At 71.2% G+C, this 16,478-nt stretch carries 15 protein-coding genes; 9 read left to right on the forward strand and 6 right to left on the reverse strand.

Features of this window, described 5'->3' with window-relative positions; genetic code table 11:
- Nucleotides 1–114: 114 nt before the first annotated feature.
- The 5 genes from pheS to ACLZOT_RS14170 all read left to right on the forward strand — a co-directional run bounded on the left by pheS (nucleotide 115) and on the right by ACLZOT_RS14170 (nucleotide 7,190).
- Nucleotides 115–1,236 carry a phenylalanine--tRNA ligase subunit alpha gene (gene pheS, locus ACLZOT_RS14150; RefSeq protein WP_416969216.1) on the forward strand — a complete coding sequence of 374 codons (1,122 nt, stop codon included), beginning with the start codon at nucleotides 115–117 and terminating at the stop codon, nucleotides 1,234–1,236.
- Nucleotides 1,236–3,725, forward strand: coding sequence for a phenylalanine--tRNA ligase subunit beta (pheT, locus tag ACLZOT_RS14155; protein WP_416969217.1), 2,490 nt, complete (start codon nucleotides 1,236–1,238; stop codon nucleotides 3,723–3,725). The genes pheS and pheT overlap by 1 nt, the downstream gene beginning before the upstream one ends.
- Nucleotides 3,726–3,971: 246 nt before the next feature.
- Nucleotides 3,972–4,928: a PP2C family protein-serine/threonine phosphatase gene (locus tag ACLZOT_RS14160; protein ID WP_416969218.1), complete on the forward strand. Its 957-nt coding sequence runs from the start codon at nucleotides 3,972–3,974 to the stop codon at nucleotides 4,926–4,928.
- A gap of 189 nt (nucleotides 4,929–5,117) precedes the next feature.
- Nucleotides 5,118–6,458 (forward strand): transcriptional regulator, encoded by a 1,341-nt coding sequence (locus tag ACLZOT_RS14165; protein ID WP_416969219.1) that lies wholly within the window; start codon nucleotides 5,118–5,120, stop codon nucleotides 6,456–6,458.
- Nucleotides 6,459–6,659: 201 nt separating this feature from the next.
- Nucleotides 6,660–7,190, forward strand: a complete 531-nt coding sequence (locus tag ACLZOT_RS14170) for an NUDIX hydrolase (protein ID WP_416969220.1) — start codon at nucleotides 6,660–6,662, stop codon at nucleotides 7,188–7,190.
- A 3-nt stretch (nucleotides 7,191–7,193) separates the two neighbouring features.
- On the opposite strand, the gene ACLZOT_RS14175 is transcribed toward ACLZOT_RS14170, so the two are convergent.
- A complete protein-coding gene (locus ACLZOT_RS14175) occupies nucleotides 7,194–7,460 on the reverse strand; it encodes a hypothetical protein (RefSeq protein WP_055718612.1) in 267 nt (88 codons plus the stop codon).
- A gap of 204 nt (nucleotides 7,461–7,664) precedes the next feature.
- On the reverse strand, nucleotides 7,665–8,525 hold the full coding sequence (locus ACLZOT_RS14180; protein WP_416969221.1) for a 3-hydroxybutyryl-CoA dehydrogenase: 861 nt from the start codon (nucleotides 8,523–8,525) through the stop codon (nucleotides 7,665–7,667).
- Nucleotides 8,526–8,656: 131 nt separating this feature from the next.
- On the opposite strand from ACLZOT_RS14180, the gene ACLZOT_RS14185 reads away from it, so the two are divergent.
- A complete protein-coding gene (locus tag ACLZOT_RS14185) occupies nucleotides 8,657–9,880 on the forward strand; it encodes a glycoside hydrolase family 10 protein (protein WP_416969222.1) in 1,224 nt (407 codons plus the stop codon).
- Between the two features lie 24 nt (nucleotides 9,881–9,904).
- On the opposite strand, the gene ACLZOT_RS14190 is transcribed toward ACLZOT_RS14185, so the two are convergent.
- Both ACLZOT_RS14190 and ACLZOT_RS14195 read right to left on the reverse strand, forming a co-directional pair.
- Complete coding sequence (locus ACLZOT_RS14190; protein ID WP_416969223.1) at nucleotides 9,905–10,099, reverse strand: DUF1918 domain-containing protein; 195 nt, start codon at nucleotides 10,097–10,099, stop codon at nucleotides 9,905–9,907.
- A gap of 49 nt (nucleotides 10,100–10,148) precedes the next feature.
- Nucleotides 10,149–11,072 (reverse strand): DMT family transporter, encoded by a 924-nt coding sequence (locus ACLZOT_RS14195; RefSeq protein ID WP_416969224.1) that lies wholly within the window; start codon nucleotides 11,070–11,072, stop codon nucleotides 10,149–10,151.
- On the opposite strand from ACLZOT_RS14195, the gene ACLZOT_RS14200 reads away from it, so the two are divergent.
- Both ACLZOT_RS14200 and ACLZOT_RS14205 read left to right on the forward strand, forming a co-directional pair.
- The gene (locus ACLZOT_RS14200) at nucleotides 11,071–12,513 is read left to right on the forward strand and encodes a PLP-dependent aminotransferase family protein (RefSeq protein WP_416969225.1); all 1,443 of its coding nucleotides are present in this window, start codon (nucleotides 11,071–11,073) and stop codon (nucleotides 12,511–12,513) included. The two genes, ACLZOT_RS14195 and ACLZOT_RS14200, sit on opposite strands and share 2 nt — an antisense overlap.
- Before the next feature lie 42 nt (nucleotides 12,514–12,555).
- Nucleotides 12,556–12,993: a GNAT family N-acetyltransferase gene (locus ACLZOT_RS14205; RefSeq protein WP_416969226.1), complete on the forward strand. Its 438-nt coding sequence runs from the start codon at nucleotides 12,556–12,558 to the stop codon at nucleotides 12,991–12,993.
- 2 nt (nucleotides 12,994–12,995) lie between these two features.
- On the opposite strand, the gene ACLZOT_RS14210 is transcribed toward ACLZOT_RS14205, so the two are convergent.
- Nucleotides 12,996–13,439, reverse strand: coding sequence for a DUF6314 family protein (locus tag ACLZOT_RS14210; protein WP_416969227.1), 444 nt, complete (start codon nucleotides 13,437–13,439; stop codon nucleotides 12,996–12,998).
- Between the two features lie 125 nt (nucleotides 13,440–13,564).
- On the opposite strand from ACLZOT_RS14210, the gene ACLZOT_RS14215 reads away from it, so the two are divergent.
- Nucleotides 13,565–16,039 carry an alpha-L-arabinofuranosidase C-terminal domain-containing protein gene (locus tag ACLZOT_RS14215; protein ID WP_416969228.1) on the forward strand — a complete coding sequence of 825 codons (2,475 nt, stop codon included), beginning with the start codon at nucleotides 13,565–13,567 and terminating at the stop codon, nucleotides 16,037–16,039.
- On the opposite strand, the gene ACLZOT_RS14220 is transcribed toward ACLZOT_RS14215, so the two are convergent.
- A complete protein-coding gene (locus ACLZOT_RS14220; protein ID WP_416969229.1) occupies nucleotides 16,026–16,442 on the reverse strand; it encodes a carboxymuconolactone decarboxylase family protein in 417 nt (138 codons plus the stop codon). The two genes, ACLZOT_RS14215 and ACLZOT_RS14220, sit on opposite strands and share 14 nt — an antisense overlap.
- Nucleotides 16,443–16,478: the final 36 nt, after the last annotated feature.

Below are 16,478 nucleotides of genomic sequence, written 5' to 3' on the forward strand. Positions count from 1 at the left end.
TTCGAACATCCGCACCCCGTTAGACTCGGCCTTTGGCACCTTTGTGTCCCACAGAGCGCTCAGCGAGCCGGTCACGGGGGTTCTCCAGCCAGCCAACCGGAAGCACGGGAAGAGATGTCGGCACCGAATAAGTCGTACGACCCAGTAGAGGTCGAGGCGTTGAAACCGGAAGAAGTCGAGCGCATGCGGGACGAGGCGCTCGCCGCGTTCACCGCCGCCGACTCCCTGGACGCGCTCCAGGAGGCGAAGGTCGCCCACACCGGCGGCACCTCCCCGCTGGCGCTCGCCAACCGCGAGATCGGCGCGCTGCCCCCGCAGGCCAAGGCCGCCGCGGGCAAGCTCGTCGGCCAGGCCCGGGGTGCCGTCAACAAGGCCCTCGCCGCCCGCCAGACCGAGCTGGAGGCCGAGCGCGACGCGCGTGTCCTCGTCGAGGAGGCCGTCGACGTCACCCTGCCGTACGACCGGATCCCGGCCGGCGCCCGCCACCCGCTGACGACCCTCTCCGAGCGCATCGAGGACGTCTTCGTCGCGATGGGCTACGAGGTCGCCGAGGGCCCGCAGGTCGAGGCCGAGTGGTTCAACTTCGACGCCCTCAACATCGGCCCCGACCACCCGGCGCGCGGCGAGCAGGACACCTTCTTCGTCGAGGCCGCCGACGGCACCGCCGACTCGGGACAGGTGCTGCGCACCCACACCTCGCCCGTGCAGATCCGCTCCCTCATGGACCGCGACCTGCCGGTGTACGTGATCTGCCCCGGCGTCGTCTACCGCACGGACGAGCTGGACGCCACGCACACCCCGGTCTTCCGCCAGGTCGAGCTGCTCGCGGTCGACGAGGGCCTCACCATGGCCGACCTCAAGGGCACCCTGGACCACATGGTCCGCTCCCTGTTCGGCCCGGACATGAAGACCCGGCTGCGGCCGAACTTCTTCCCGTTCACCGAGCCGTCCGCCGAGATGGACATGGTCTGCTACGTCTGCAAGGGCGAGTCCGTCGGCAACCCCGACCGCCCCTGCCGTACCTGCTCCTCCGAGGGCTGGATCGAGCTGGGCGGCTGCGGCATGGTCAACCCCAAGGTGCTGACCGCCTGCGGCGTCGACCCCGAGAAGTACAGCGGGTTCGCCTTCGGGTTCGGCATCGAGCGCCTGCTGATGTTCCGCCACAACGTCGAAGACATGCGAGACATGGTCGAGGGTGACGTGCGCTTCACCCGGCCGTTCGGGAGTGAGATCTGATGCGTATCCCGCTTTCCTGGCTGCGGGAGTACGTCGATCTCCCCGCCACCGAGACCGGCCGCGACGTGCAGGCCAAGCTCGTCTCCGCAGGACTTGAGGTCGAGACCGTCGAGCAGCTCGGCGACGGCCTCAAGGGCCCCCTCGTCGTCGGTCAGGTCCTCACCATCGAGGAGCTGACGGAGTTCAAGAAGCCGATCCGCTTCTGCACCGTCGACGTCGGCACCGCCAACGGCACGGGTGAGCCGCAGGAGATCGTCTGCGGCGCCCGCAACTTCGCCGTTGGCGACAAGGTCGTCGTCGTCCTGCCCGGCGCGGTCCTGCCCGGCGACTTCGCGATCGCCGCCCGCAAGACCTACGGCAAGACCTCCCACGGCATGATCTGCTCCAGCGACGAGCTGGGCATGGGCGACGACGGCACCAAGGGCATCATCGTCCTGCCGCCCGAGACCGAGGTCGGCAAGGACGCCATCGAGCTGCTCCAGCTCGTCGACGAGGTCCTCGACATCGCCGTCACCGCCAACCGCGGCGACTGGCTGTCCGTCCGCGGCGTCGCCCGCGAGACCGCCATCGCCTACGGCCTCCCGCTCAGCGACCCGGCGCTCCTCGACGTGCCGGGACCGAACGCGTACGGCTACCCGGTCCAGGTCTCCGACCCCTTCGGCTGCGACCGCTTCACCGCCCGCACCGTCACCGGACTCAGCCCCGAGGCACGCTCCCCGATCTGGCTGACCCGCCGCCTCCAGAAGGTCGGCATCCGCCCGATCTCCCTCGCCGTCGACGTCACGAACTACGTGATGACCGAGCTGGGCCAGCCCCTGCACGCCTACGACCGCTCCCTGGTCCAGGGCACGATCGGCGTCCGCCGCGCCGCCGAGGGCGAGAAGCTCGTCACCCTCGACGCCGTCGAGCGCACCCTGCACGCCGAGGACCTCGTCATCACCGACGAGCGCGGGCCCATCGGCCTCGCCGGCGTCATGGGCGGCGCCAACACGGAGATCGATGACGACGGCGCCACCGGGGACGTCGTCATCGAGGCCGCCCACTTCGACGCGGTCACCGTCGCGCGCACCGCCCGCCGCCACAAGCTGTCCTCCGAGGCGTCCCGCCGCTTCGAGCGCGGCGTCGACCCGCAGGCCGCGTCCGCCGCCGCGCAGCGCGCCGTCGACCTCCTCGTCCTCCTCGCCGGCGGTACCGCCGAGGCCGGGGTCACCGAGGTCATCGCGCCGTCCGCGCCGCACACGATCGCCATCCCGGCCGACCACCCCGACAAGGTCGCGGGCGTCACCTACGGGCGCGAGACCGTCGTACGCCGGCTCCAGCAGATCGGCTGCGACGTGTACGGGCAGGACGAGCTGATCGTCACCGTGCCGTCCTGGCGGCCCGACCTCGTCGCGCCCAACGACCTCGCCGAAGAGGTCATCCGGCTTGAGGGGTACGAGAACCTGCCCTCCACCCTGCCCAAGCCGCCCGCCGGGCGGGGGCTCACCGGACGGCAGCGGCTGCACCGCCGGGTCGGGCGGTCGCTGGCCGGGGCCGGGTACGTCGAGGCGCCGTCCTACCCGTTCATCGGGGAACAGGTCTTCGACCAACTCCTGCTGGACGCGGGCGACTTGAACCGCCGGGTCGTCAAGCTCACCAACCCCCTCAACGACGAGGAGCCCGCGCTCCGGACGTCGCTGCTGCCGGGGCTGCTGGGTGCGCTGCGTCGCAACGACGGGCGGGGGTCGCATGATCTCGCCCTGTTCGAGACGGGGTTGGTGTTCCACCCCCGCGACGAACAGGCCGTCGCCGCGGTGCTGCCGGTCGACCGTCGTCCCACCGACGAGGAACTCGCCTCCCTCGACGCCGCGTTGCCGGTCCAGCCCCGGCACGTGGGTGCCGTGCTCGCCGGTGCCCGCGAGCAGGCCGGCTGGTGGGGCAAGGGCCGTCCCGCCGACTGGGCCGACGCCGTCGAGGCGGGGCGCGCGGTCGCGCGTGAGGCCGGGGTCGAACTGGTCGTCCGTCAAGGGCAGTACGGGCCCTGGCACCCCGGCCGGTGCGCCGAGTTCGTGATCGGCGAGACCGTCGTCGGGTACGCCGGTGAGCTGCACCCCCGTGTCGTCAAGGCGTTCGGGCTGCCGGCGCGGACCGCCGCGATGGAGATCGACCTCGACGCGGTCGAGTCGGCCGGGGCCGGGTTCCTCGATGCGCCCCGGATCTCGTCGTTCCCCGTCGCCACGCAGGATGTCGCGCTGGTGGTGGAGAAGTCGGTGCCGGCTGCCGTGGTCGAGGCCGCGCTTCGGGAAGGTGCCGGGGAGCTGCTGGAGGCGGTTCGGCTGTTCGACGTGTACGAGAACGCCGAGCAACTGGGGGAGGGGCGGAAGTCGTTGGCTTATGCCCTGCGCTTCCGGGCCGGTGATCGGACACTGACGGTCGATGAGGCTTCGGCTGCGCGCGATGCGGCTGTTGCGCTTGCTGGGGAGCGTACGGGGGCTGTCCTGCGGGGCTGATGTTTCGTTGCCGGGTGCGGGTGATCTGTGGCCGTTCGCGCAGTTCTCCGCGCCCCTAAAAGACCTTCACTCGTCCGGGTGACATTGGCGGCCCTCCTGGTCTCCTTGAGCCATCCCTCGACAGAATGCAGACCGGCCTTTCGGGGCCGGTCTGTTTTCGTTCCTGGCCTAGATGGGGGGCCGTCGGGGATGTTCAGCGTCAGGCGGTCGTTGGGGTGGGTGGTCACGCCCGTGATGTGGGGGGCCGTGGCGGTCACCTCGTATCAGTTGGTCTGTCCGTTCGTCGGGGGAGCGGTGTTCTGTGCCGTCGCGCTGCATCTGCGACGGGAGTTGAAGCAGGCCCGGTACGTCGCCGGGGTCGCCCAGAGCGTGGTGCTGCGGCCCCTGCCCGCCCGCATCGAGGGCCTCGGTGTCGCCGCCGTTCAGGTCTCCGCCGAGCGGGGGGCCTCGGTCGGCGGGGATCTGTACGACGTCGTCGGCACCGAGTTCGGGGTGCGGGTCGTGATGGGGGACGTACGGGGGCACGGGCTCGCCGCGCTGGGTACGGTCGCGGCGCTGCTCGGGGGTTTCCGCGAGGCCGTGCACGACGAGCCCGAACTCGGGGGAGTGTTACGCCGGTTGGACCGCACCCTCGCCCGGCACCTACGGGACCGCGCCGAACACCAGACGGGCCCGGTGGGCGAGGAGTTCGTCACCGTCCTGCTGCTGGAGATCGGCGCGGACGGCGGCGTACTGGCGTTGAACTGCGGCCACCCGTGGCCGTACGTGATCACGGGCAGCCGGGTGTTGCCTCTGTCCCGGGCCGACCCCCTCCCACCCCTGGGCCCGTTCCCCCTGCCGGCCGACCTGGCAGTGGAGCACGGTTTCCTGCTCCCCGGCGAGTCGATGATCCTCTTCACGGACGGAGCGGAGGACGCGAGGGACAGAAGGGGCCGCTTCTTCCCGTTGCCGTACATGCTGGAGAGGGCGGCGGCGGAACATGGCGGTTCCCCAAAGGAGTTGGTGACGGCGGTCTTGACGGACTTGTTGCGTCACACGGCGGGGAAGCCAGGGGATGACGCAGCCTTGCTCGCACTGCGAAACGGGCGTTCGGGCAACGCCCTTAGGGGCGCGGGGCCGTATCTATCAGCGGCTCCGCCGCGGGGCGCGACCAGCCACATCCGGTCCGCACCCGACAACTCACCTCTAGCGCCACATCCTTAGTCCCCACCCTCCGGCCGGAACGTCGCTTTCGAGGGGGAGCCGATATCCCGGCCGGAGGCACTCCAGTGAACCCGCACAGACCCCCCGCCCGAAACCGAGCGCGCCCCACAACCGCGGGCGCTCCCTTCACACCCCGTGTGAACCCACCCCCACTACCCTGGTCCCAGGCGAGCCACAACGGGGGCACCCATGCAGCCCAACACCCTCCTCGACGCGATCCTCGACGAAGCCGGCATCTCCCACGCGGGCCTGGCGGCCCACGTCAACGAGGTGGGCCGCAGACGGGGGTTGACCCTCCGCTACGAACACACCGCCGTGGCCCGCTGGTTGAAGGGCCAGCGCCCGAGAGGCCAGGTCCCGGACCTGATCTGCGAGGTCCTGGCGACCCGCCTGCACCGCCCGGTGACGCTGGACGACATCGGGCTCGGCGTACCGGGCGAACCCGGCGTCCCCCACTCGGGCACACTCTCCGGCTTCGTGGAGCGCGCGACGGCGCTGTGGCGCTCGGACGAACAGCAGCGCCCGCACATCCTGGGCGCCCCGGCGGTGACCGGCACTCCGGCGGTGATGCCCGTGTGGGAGTGGGAGAACCCCCCGGAGGACGTGGATGTGAGCCGGGGCGGCCGGCACCGCGTCACCGCCGGGGACATCGAGATGCTGAGGGCGGCGCGGGCGCACTACGAGCAGATGTACCGCAAGGCCGGCGGCGTGGCGACGCGCGCGCGGATCGTGGGTTTCCTGAACGCGGAGGCGGCCCCGCTGCTGAGGGGCGGCTACACGGACGCGACGGGCCGCCAACTGCACCGCGCGACCGGCGGCTTGGTGGCGATCGCGGGCATCTGCGCGTACGACTCGGACGCGCACGGCCTCGCGCAGCGCTACTTCCACCAGGCGCTGCGCCTGGCGAAGGCCAGCGGGGACACGGGACTCGGCGCGTACGTGATCGCGCTCCTCGTCAACCAGGCGTTGTTCATGCGGGAGTTCCGGCAGGCGGTCGCGTTCGCGGAGGCGGCCCTGCGGACGGCCGGCAAGCACATCACGCCCGCTCTCGCCTCGGACCTGTACGCGATGCAGGCGAAGGCGTACGCGCACCTCGGTGACAGCACGAGCGCGATCTCCTGCATCCGGCGTGCGGAGACGGCGGCCGACCGCATCCGGCGCGGCTACGAACCGGACGAGACGGGCTATGTCCAGCCGGGCCTGGTCAACGTCCAGATCGCGGAGGCCCTGCTCAGCCTCGGCGACATCACGGCCGCCGCCGAGCACGCCGCCGCGGCCGTCGGGACCCCGGCGCACGACCGGGGCCGCGTCCACCGCCTGGCGATGCTCAGCACGATCGAGCTGCGGCAGGGCAACGCGGACAAGGCGGTCGTCACGGCCGTCGAAATGGCCGAGCAGGCGCGGGGGATGGAGTCCCAGCGGCTGCGGGACCGGCTGCGCGAGGTCCGCGAACACCTGGCCCGCAGCGGCGGCGCCGGCACGGCCGAGGCGGCCGAACTGATCGACGGGGCGCTGCGGGTGCCGCTGTAGGGAGACCCGTACTCGTACCCGTACGACTGAGACGCGGCGGACGGGGAAGCCGCAACACTAGCCGTGACACCGAGCCCTGCCCGTGTTCAGGTGAGCGCCCCCGATCCGCCCCCTGTGTGCTCCCGCTCCCACCTCCGCACATCTCCGCCGCCCATCCCCTGCTGCGATATTGCCCCTTACCCGACGGAAGGTGGCAGAACCGTGCAGTGGACGAAAAAAAACGAACAGGCCGTGTACGCCAACCGGTGGTTCAGCGTCAATCTCGCGGACGTCGAACTGCCCGACGGACGGCACCTGGACCACTTCCTGATCCGGCTGCGCCCGGTCGCGGTCGCGACGGTGGTCAACGAGGCGAACGAGGTGCTGCTGCTGTGGCGGCACCGCTTCATCACGGACAGCTGGGGGTGGGAGCTCGCGGCGGGCGTCGTGGAGGACGGGGAGGACGTCGCGCAGGCGGCGGCGCGGGAGCTGGAGGAGGAGACCGGCTGGCGGCCGGGGCCTCTCCACCACCTGATGACCGTCGAGCCGTCCAACGGCCTCACCGACGCCCGGCACCACATCTACTGGTCGGACGAGGGGGAGTACGTCGGACATCCCGTCGACGATTTCGAGTCGGACCGCAGGGAGTGGGTCTCGCTCAAGCTCGTCCCCGACATGGTCGCCCGTGGGGAGGTCCCGGCCGCGAACATGGCCGCCGCCCTGATGCTCCTGCACCACCTCAGGCTGGGGTGATCTCTAGCGCCCCATCCTCTCCCACAGGGTGGCCACCAGGGCGCCGATGGACGTCACCGCCGCCAGCGACGGAAGTGGCCAGCGGCGGTGTTCCAGGGTGACGATCCGGCTGTTCAGCTCGTCGAGTTCCTTGGCGGTCTCCTCGGTGCGATGGGTCAGCAGAGCGAGGCCGCCCTCGACGCGGGCGTAGGCCACGTCGAGTCGGCGCCGTAACTCTGCGAGTTCCTCGGTCTTCATGGTCCTGGTGGGATGTTCCGGATCGCCGGTCACCTCTCCGCTCCTCTCCGCGATGATCCGTGATGGTCCGTAACGGAACGCCATCCCTTGCATGCGCATGAAGAGTGAACCTCCCTGGTGGGCGCGGCGGGAGAGTGTGCGGAGGGCATATGCGGGCCCGCCGCGCACACGGTGTGTGAATGCCGCGGGCCCGGCGCTCCGAAGAGCGCCGGGCCCGTTCCGGGTGACAGCCCGTAGTCAGCCGTAGGTGTAGAAGCCCGCGCCGGACTTCCGGCCCAGCCGGCCCGCGTCGACCATGCGCGCGAGCAGCGGGGGAGCGGCGTACAGGGGCTCCTTGTACTCCTCGTACATGGAGTGCGCGACCGACGCGACCGTGTCCAGGCCGATCAGGTCCGACAGCTTCAGCGGGCCCATCGGGTGGGCGCAGCCCAGCTCCATGCCGTTGTCGATGTCCTCGCGGCTCGCGATGCCGGTCTCGAACATCCGGATCGCGGAGAGGAGGTAGGGGATCAGCAGCGCGTTGACGACGAAGCCGGAGCGGTCCTGGGCGCGGATCGCGTGCTTGCCGAGGAGCTTCTCGGCGAAGAGCTGGGCGCGCGAGAGGGTGCCCTCGGAGGTGGTCAGCGCCGGGATCAGCTCGACGAGCTTCTGGACCGGGGCCGGGTTGAAGAAGTGGATGCCGATCACGTGGTCCGGGCGGGAGGTCGCGACCGCGAGCTTCACCAGGGGGATCGAGGAGGTGTTGGAGGCGAGGATCGCGTCCGGGCGGGTCACGACCTGGTCCAGGACCTGGAAGATCTCCGTCTTCACCTGCTCGTTCTCCACGACCGCCTCGATGACGAGGTCCCGGTCGGCGAACTCGCCGAGGTCGGTGGTGAAGCTGAGGCGCGCGAGGGTGGCGTCCCGCTCCTCCTCGGTGATCTTGCCGCGCTCGGCGGCCTTCGTCAGCGAGGTGAGCAGCCGGGTCCGGCCGAACTCCAGGGCCTCGCCGGTCGTCTCGGCGACCTTGACGTCGAGTCCGGCGCGGGCGCAGACCTCGGCGATACCGGCGCCCATCTGTCCGCAGCCGACCACTCCGACGCGTTCGATGTCGGTCACATCGCTCCTCTCACGGTGCTGTTCCTGCTCCGAACGTGCACGTTACTAGCAAGTATCGATGATCGATCGCCGGGGTCGGGCATGCTGAGGCCCGAGACAATCCGCACACCGAGTTTCAAAGGGGTTCTGTTATGGGGCGACTGACCCGGCGGGCGTTCGCGCTGGCGGCTCTCTCGGTGGCGGGGAGCACGGCGACGGCTTCGGCGGCCCCGGCTCAGGAGGGCGTCCGGCGCTCCCGCGAGATGCGCGGCCTGTGGCTCGCCACCGTCGCCAACCGGGACTTCCCCTCCCGGGCCGGCCTCACCGCCGCCCAGCAGCGCGCCGAGCTGGTCTCCTGGCTCGACCTCGCCGTCCGCTCCCGCCTCAACACCGTGATCCTCCAGGTGCGGCCGACCGCCGACGCGCTGTGGCCCTCGCCGTACGAGCCCTGGTCGGGCGTCCTCACCGGGACCCAGGGCAAGAACCCCGGCTGGGACCCGCTGGGCACGGCCGTCGCCGAGGCCCGCAGGCGCGGGCTCCAACTGCACGCCTGGTTCAACCCGTTCCGGATCGCCAACCACGCGGACCCGGCGAAGCTGGCCGCCACGCACCCCGCGCGCGTCCACCCCGAGTGGGTCGTCACCTACGGCGGACGCATGTACTACAACCCCGGGCTCCCCGCGGTCCGGACGTTCGTGCGCACCGCGATCCTCGACGCCGTCCGCCGCTATCCCCTCGACGCCGTCCACTTCGACGACTACTTCTACCCCTACCCGGTCGCCGGGCAGACCTTCGACGACGACGCCGCGTACGCCGCGTACGGCGCCGGATTCCCCGACCGGGCCGCCTGGCGCCGCGCCAACATCGACACGTTCGTCCTCGACATGGCCGCCCGGATCAGGAAGACCCGCCCCGCCACCCGCTTCGGCATCAGCCCCTTCGGGGTCTGGCGCAACAAGTCCGCCGACCCCCTGGGCTCCGACACCCGCGCCGCCCAGTCCTACGACGACACCTTCGCGGACACCCGGAAGTGGGTGACGGAGGGCTGGCTCGACTACATCGTCCCGCAGGTGTACTGGAACATCGGCTTCCCCGCGGCCGACTACGCGAAGCTCGTCCCCTGGTGGGCGGAGGTCGCCAAGGGCAGCCGTACGCAGCTCTACATCGGGGAGGCCCTCTACAAGGCGGGCGACCCGGCCCAGCCCGCGGCCTGGCAGGACGCCGCCGAGCTGTCGAAGCACCTCACGCTCGCGGACGCCCTGCCGCAGGTGCGGGGGCATGTGTTCTTCGCGGCGCGCGAGGTGCGGACGGACACGATCGGGGCGTTCGCGCGGGTGGTGAAGGACCACTACCAGAAGAAGGGGGCGGTGGGGTGAGCCCGGGGGCCCACCCCAGGGCCGTCAGCCCCCGCTCTCGGGGTGGCGGACCTCGCAGTCCGGGCCCGGGGACATCAGGGCCTCGTGACCGTCGGGGAAGCGGACCCGGTACGGGGGCCGGCCCTCCGGGCCGAGTACCTCCACCACTTCGCTGATCTGGTCGTGCCGGCCGACCACTCTGCCGTGCTGGACGAGCTGGTCGCCCACGGATGCGTGCATCTGGGCCTCCTCATCTCATCGTTGAGTCTACGGCGGTACGGGTAGGCGGTCAGCTCCGTGTGCGCTGGGTGACGGCTATGCACACCAGGACGGCGGCGGCGGTCAGGGGCGCGGCCGGTGTCAGGTGCTCGCCCAGGAGGAGCACCGACCAGGCCAGCGTGAGAAGCGGCTGGGCGAGCTGGAGCTGGCTGGCCCGGGGGACGCCGATCGCGGCCATGCCCCGGTACCAGACGACCAGCCCCAGGAACTGGGAGCCGACGGCGACCCACAGGAGCCCGGCGACCCCGCGCACGGACGGCTCGACCGGCTCGTACGACAGCGCCACCCCCGCCGCGAGCGCCGCGAACGGCAGGCACAGCACCAGCGCCCACCCGATCACCTGCCACCCCGGCATGACCCGGGCCAGCCGCCCGCCCTCGACGTACCCGGCGGCGCACACCAGCAGCGCCCCGAACAGGTACAGGTCGGCCCCGCTCAGCGTCCCGCCGCTCTGCCGCACGGTGAACGCGGCCACCGCGAGCGCCCCGGCGGACGCGGCGGCCCAGAACGTCCGCGAGGGCCGCGCCCCCATCCGCAGCGCGCCCAGCAGGGCGGTGGTGAGCGGCAGGAGCCCCACGACGACGGCCGCGTGCGCGGTGGACGACGTCCGCAGCGCGAGCGTCGTCAGCAGCGGGAACCCGATCACCACGCCCCCGGCCACGACCGCGAGCCCCGCCCAGTGCCGACGCGCCGGGACCGGGATCCGCAGGGCGGCGAGACACCCGCCCGCGACGACCGCCGCGAGCACGCACCGGATCGCGACGAGCGACCAGGGGCCGAAGCTCTCCAGGCCCCAGGCGGTCGCGGGGAAGGTCAGCGAGAAGGCGACGACACCGAGGGCGGCTTGCAGGGTGCCCAGCTGCCGGGGCGGCGCTGTTCCCGTCGTCCCGACCGCTATCGGTATCCGCGTGGTAGCGCTACTCTCATGCCTCATGCATGAGCGTAGCAGTGTCGCCGAACTTGCCGGAACACTGAAGAACGAACTCGACCGCTACCCGCCCGGTGGAAAGCTCCCTTCCAGCCGGGCCCTCGTCGAGCGGTTCAAGGTCAGCCCCGTGACCGTCTCCCGGGCCGTCGGGCAGCTCGTCGCGGAGGGCCTCGTCGAGACCAGGCCGGGCGCGGGCGCGTTCCGGACCCGGCCGCCGCGTACGGCCCCGGCGCCCGCCGGCGACACCTCGTGGCAGGAGGTCGCGCTCAGCGCGGACGGCGCCGCCGACCTCGTCCCGCGCTCCGTGGACGCGACCGGCGTCACCGTCTCGCTGGCCGTCCCCCCGCCCGGCGTGATCGAGTTCAACGGCGGCTACCTGCACCCCTCCCTCCAGCCCGAGCGCGCGATGTCGGAGGCGCTGGCGCGGGCGGGCCGGCGCCCCGGGGCGTGGGGGCGGCCCCCGCTGGAGGGGCTTCCGGAGCTGCGGGAGTGGTTCGCGCGCACCGTCGGCGGCACGGTCACCGCCGCCGAGGTCCTGGTCGGCGGGGGCGGTCAGGCCGGGCTCACGACCGCGCTGCGCGCCCTCGCCCCGCCGGGCGCCCCGGTGCTCGTGGAGTCGCCGACGTACCCCGGCATGCTGGCCATCGCCCGCTCGGCGGGCCTGCGCCCCGTCCCCGTGCCGGTGGACCGGGACGGCGTGCGCCCCGCGCTCCTCGCGGACGCGTTCCGGGCGACCGGCGCGCGCGTGTTCGTCTGCCAGCCGCTGTTCCAGAACCCGACCGGCGCGGTGCTCGCGCCCGAGCGGCGCGTGCAGATGCTGCGGATCGCGCGGGACGCGGGCGCGTTCGTCGTCGAGGACGACTACGTACGGCGCCTCGCGCACGCCGACGCGGGCCCGCTGCCGAGGCCGCTGATCGCGGACGACCAGGACGGCGTGGTCGTGCACGTCAGCTCCCTCACGAAGGCCACGTCACCGAGTTTCCGGGTGAGCGCGCTGATCGCCCGGGGCCCGGCCCTCAACCGTCTCCGCGCGATCCAGATCGTGGACGCGTTCTTCGTCCCCCGGCCCCTCCAGGAGGCGGCCCTCGAACTGGTCGGCTCGCCCGCCTGGCCCCGCCATCTGCGCACGCTGGCCACGGAGTTGAAGGCCCGCCGGGACACGCTGACCACCGCGCTGACCGCCCGTCTGCCCGCCCTCGCCCTCCCGCACATCCCCTCCGGCGGCTACCACCTGTGGCTGCGCCTGCCGGACGCCACGGACGAGTCCGCGCTGACCGCCGCCGCCCTGCGCGCGGGCGTCGCCCTCACCCCGGGCCAGCCCTACTTCAGCGCCGAACCCCCGGCCCCCTTCCTGCGGTTGAGCTTCGCGGCGGTCGCGGGGGCGGAGGAGATCACGGAGGGGGTGCGGAGGCTGGGGGCGGCGTGCGAGGAGGTGCTCACGCGGTAAACCCCTTCGACTCCCCCTGCCCCCACCTGCGACCCTCCTCCCATGACCGACACCTTCCCCCTCGCCGAGGGGTACGAGTTCTCGCACGACACCGGCCGGATCGATGCCGAGCGTGTGCACCAGTGGCTGGCCGGCGATGCGTACTGGGCGCTCGGCAGAGAGCGTGAGAAGCAGGGCGCGGCCATCGCCGGTTCGCTCAACTTCGGGGTGTACGAGGCGGGTTCGGGAGATCAGGTGGCGTACGCGCGGGTCGTCACCGACCGGGCGACCTTCGCGTGGCTGTGTGACGTGTACGTCGATCCGGGCGTGCGGGGGAAGGGGATCGGGACGTCGCTGGTGGGGCAGGTCCGGGATCACCTCGGGCGGTTCGGGATCCGGCGGATCCTGCTCGCGACCCACGACGCGCACGGCGTGTACGAGAAGCTCGGGTTCGCGCCGCTGGAGAAGCCGGACCAGTGGATGGCGTTGTACTTCGGGTGAGTTCAGGGCCGGCGGGTGTAAGCGGTCGTCAGGAGAAGGGTTTTCGCCGGGCCGCTCACCCGCCACGCCGTCCGCCAGCGTTCCGGGTCCAGGACGCTGAACTCGCCCCGGTAGAGGTCGGCGGCGCAAGGGTGCTCGGCGAGGTGGTGGCCGGTGGTGAGGTCGAGGGCGTGGAAGGGCCGCCCGTCGGAGAAGCGGACGTCGGCCGTGCCCGGCGCCGGCCCCGGCAGGAACCGCAGGGTGCGTGAGGCCGGGCGGGCAACCCCCTGCCAGGTGAACGTCCCGGACTCCAGGTGCAGCAGCCCGGCGGGGTCGAGGCGCTGGAAGACCGTCGTACCGGTGAAGGAACCGCCCTCCCCGCTCGCGAGATCCCGCACGGAACGCGAGACGTCCCACTCCCCGGCGAGGAACCCCAGAACATCCGGAACCGGCCACAACCCGCTCACCCGACCCCGCCTCCGACACTTTCGGTACCGCCCGACTCATTGACGCTCACGCGCCCCCTCCCTATCTTGCCGTTCGAAGTGCTGATCATCGTCCGATATTTCGCACATCGAGCCGCGGAGCCCCCATGTCACGCACCCGCCTGAGACTAGGTCTCGGCGCCACCGTCCTCCTGCTGGCCACCGCCGCACTCCCCGCCACCGCGCACGCCGACCCCACCGACTACGCGATCACCGTCGACCCCGCCACCAAGGGCGCGAAGATCGACGACACCATGTACGGCGTCTTCTTCGAGGACATCAACCGGGCCGCGGACGGCGGCCTGTACGCCGAACTCGTCCAGAACCGGTCCTTCGAGTACTCGGCCGTCGACAACCGCTCGTACACCCCGCTCACCGCGTGGACGGTCACGGGCTCGGCGAACGTCGTCGACGACGCGGGCCGGCTGAATGAAAGAAACCGCAACTACCTTTCCCTGGCCGCCGGTTCGACGGTCACGAACTCCGGCTACAACACCGGGATCCACGTCGACCAGGGCAAGAAGTACGACTTCTCCGTCTGGGCCCGCGCCGAGTCGGGCACCGTGCTGACGGTCACCCTCCAGGACGCGGACGGCACCCTCGCGACCGCCCGCCAGGTCGCCGTACGCGCGGGCGGCTGGCGGCAGTACAAGGTGACGCTCACCGCGACCCGCACCAGCAGCGCCGGTCGGCTGAGCGTCGCCTCCACCGGGGCCGCCGCGCTCGACATGGTCTCGCTGTTCCCCCGGGACACCTACAAGGGTCAGTCCAACGGCCTGCGCAAGGACCTGGCCGAGAAGGTCGCCGCCCTGAAGCCCGGCTTCGTGCGTTTCCCCGGCGGCTGCCTCGTCAACACCGGCTCCATGCAGGACTACAGCGAGGCGTCGAACTGGCAGCGGGCCCGCTCGTACCAGTGGAAGGACACCGTCGGCCCGGTCGAGACCCGCGCCGTGAACTCCAACTTCTGGGGCTACAACCAGAGTTACGGCCTCGGCTACTACGAGTACTTCCGCTTCTCCGAGGACATCGGCGCGATGCCGCTGCCCGTCGTCCCGGCCCTCGTCACCGGCTGCGGCCAGAACAAGGCCGTCGACGACCCGGCGCTCCTCCAGCGGCACATCCAGGACACCCTGGACCTCATCGAGTTCGCGAACGGGCCCGTCACCTCCAAGTGGGGCAAGCTCCGCGCCCGGATGGGCCACCCGAGGTCGTTCCACCTCACCCACATCGAGGTCGGCAACGAGGAGAACCTCCCCGTCGAGTTCTTCGACCGCTTCAAGCAGTTCCGGGCGGCCATCGAGGCCAAGTACCCGTACATGACGGTGATCTCCAACTCCGGCCCCGACGACTCCGGTTCGACCTTCGACACGGCCTGGCAGCTCAACAAGGACGCCAAGGTCGACATGGTCGACGAGCACTACTACAACAGCCCCCAGTGGTTCCTGCAGAACAACGACCGCTACGACACGTACGACCGCACCGGCCCGAAGGTCTTCCTCGGCGAATACGCCTCCCAGGGCAACGCGTTCAAGAACGGCCTCAGTGAAGCCGCCTTCATGACCGGCCTGGAGCGCAACGCGGACGTCGTGAAACTCGCCTCGTACGCGCCGCTGTTCGCCAACGAGGACTACGTCCAGTGGCGCCCCGACCTGGTCTGGTTCAACAACCACGCCTCCTGGAACTCGGCCAACTACGAGGTCCAGAAACTCTTCATGACCAACGTCGGCGACCGCGTCGTCCCCTCGAAGGCCACCGGCACGCCCTCCCTCCAGGGCCCGATCACGGGCGCGGTCGGCCTCTCGACCTGGGCGACGAGCGCCGCCTACGACGACGTCAAGGTCACCGGCGCCGACGGAACGGCCCTGCTGAGCGACGACTTCTCCGGCGACGCGTCGAAGTGGACCCACTCGGGCGGCGGGAGCTGGAGCGTCCAGGACGGGCAGTACGTCCAGAGCGACACGGCCGCCGAGAACACCATGGTCAGCGCCGGTGACCCGAGCTGGCACGACTACGACCTGCACGTGAAGGCCACCAAGAAGTCCGGGAAGGAAGGGTTCCTGGTCGCGTTCGGCGTCAAGGACACCGGGAACTTCTACTGGTTCAACATCGGCGGCTGGAACAACACCCAGACCGCCGTCGAACAGGCCGTGGACGGCGGCAAGTCCACGCTGATCTCGAGATCGGGCAGCGTCGAGACCGGCCGCGCCTACGACGTCGACGTCAAGGTCAGGGGCCGTCAGGTCACCCTCTCCATCGACGGCAAGGAGTGGGGCAGCTTCACCGACGACAAGCCGGCCGAGCCGTTCCGCCAGGTCGTCACCCGCGACGCGAAGACCGGCGAGCTGATCGTGAAGGTCGTCAACGCGCAGGCGGTGGAGGCCCGTACGGCGATCGACCTCGGCACCTCCCGGGTCTCCTCGAAGGCGCGGGTCACCACGCTGGCCGCTGCCGCCGACGCGGTGAACACGGAGACGGCGACGCCGGTCGCGCCCGTGACGTCCACCGTCGACGGGGTCGCCAGGAAGTTCACGTACACCTTCCCGGCGAACTCGGTGACCTTCCTGCGGATCAAGCAGAGGTAGCGGGGAGGATCCCGCGCTCCGTGAAGACCTTCTTCGCGACGAACGTCGCGTTGAGGGCCTTCGGGAAGCCGCAGTACCCGGCCGAGTGCAGCAGCGCCTCCGTGATCTCGGCCGGGGTGAGGCCGACGTTCAGGGCGGCGTTGATGTGCACCTCCAGCTGGGGTTCGCAGCCGCCGAGCGCGGTGAGCATGCCGAGCGTCACCAACTGGCGGTCGCGGGGCTGGAGTTCGGGCCGGGAGTAGATCTCGCCGAAGCCCCAGGCGACGATCTGGTGGCCCAGCTCGGGGCTGATGTCGGCCAGCGAGTCGATGACCCGCTGGCCGGCCTCGCCGTCCACCGCGCGCAGGACTTCGAGGCCGTGGGCGAAACGCTCGTCGCGGGTGGTGCTCTCGTTGTTCGTCATGGGAGAGACCGTAGAAGTTGGAGCGTGCTCCAACGC

Origin of the sequence: Streptomyces sp. 4F14, assembly GCF_048159485.1 — a bacterium.
Lineage (GTDB): Bacteria > Actinomycetota > Actinomycetes > Streptomycetales > Streptomycetaceae > Streptomyces.

Excerpts from the sequence above, each read along its gene's own strand:
- pheS (WP_416969216.1), top strand. The coding sequence starts at position 115 with ATGTCGGCACCGAATAAGTCGTACGACCCAGTAGAGGTCGAGGCGTTG.
- pheT (WP_416969217.1), top strand. The coding sequence starts at position 1,236 with ATGCGTATCCCGCTTTCCTGGCTGCGGGAGTACGTCGATCTCCCCGCC.
- ACLZOT_RS14165 (WP_416969219.1), top strand. The coding sequence starts at position 5,118 with ATGCAGCCCAACACCCTCCTCGACGCGATCCTCGACGAAGCCGGCATC.
- ACLZOT_RS14185 (WP_416969222.1), top strand. The coding sequence starts at position 8,657 with ATGGGGCGACTGACCCGGCGGGCGTTCGCGCTGGCGGCTCTCTCGGTG.
- ACLZOT_RS14190 (WP_416969223.1), bottom strand. The coding sequence starts at position 10,099 with ATGCACGCATCCGTGGGCGACCAGCTCGTCCAGCACGGCAGAGTGGTC.
- ACLZOT_RS14200 (WP_416969225.1), top strand. The coding sequence starts at position 11,071 with ATGCATGAGCGTAGCAGTGTCGCCGAACTTGCCGGAACACTGAAGAAC.
- ACLZOT_RS14195 (WP_416969224.1), bottom strand. The coding sequence starts at position 11,072 with ATGAGGCATGAGAGTAGCGCTACCACGCGGATACCGATAGCGGTCGGG.
- ACLZOT_RS14205 (WP_416969226.1), top strand. The coding sequence starts at position 12,556 with ATGACCGACACCTTCCCCCTCGCCGAGGGGTACGAGTTCTCGCACGAC.
- ACLZOT_RS14215 (WP_416969228.1), top strand. The coding sequence starts at position 13,565 with ATGTCACGCACCCGCCTGAGACTAGGTCTCGGCGCCACCGTCCTCCTG.
- ACLZOT_RS14220 (WP_416969229.1), bottom strand. The coding sequence starts at position 16,442 with ATGACGAACAACGAGAGCACCACCCGCGACGAGCGTTTCGCCCACGGC.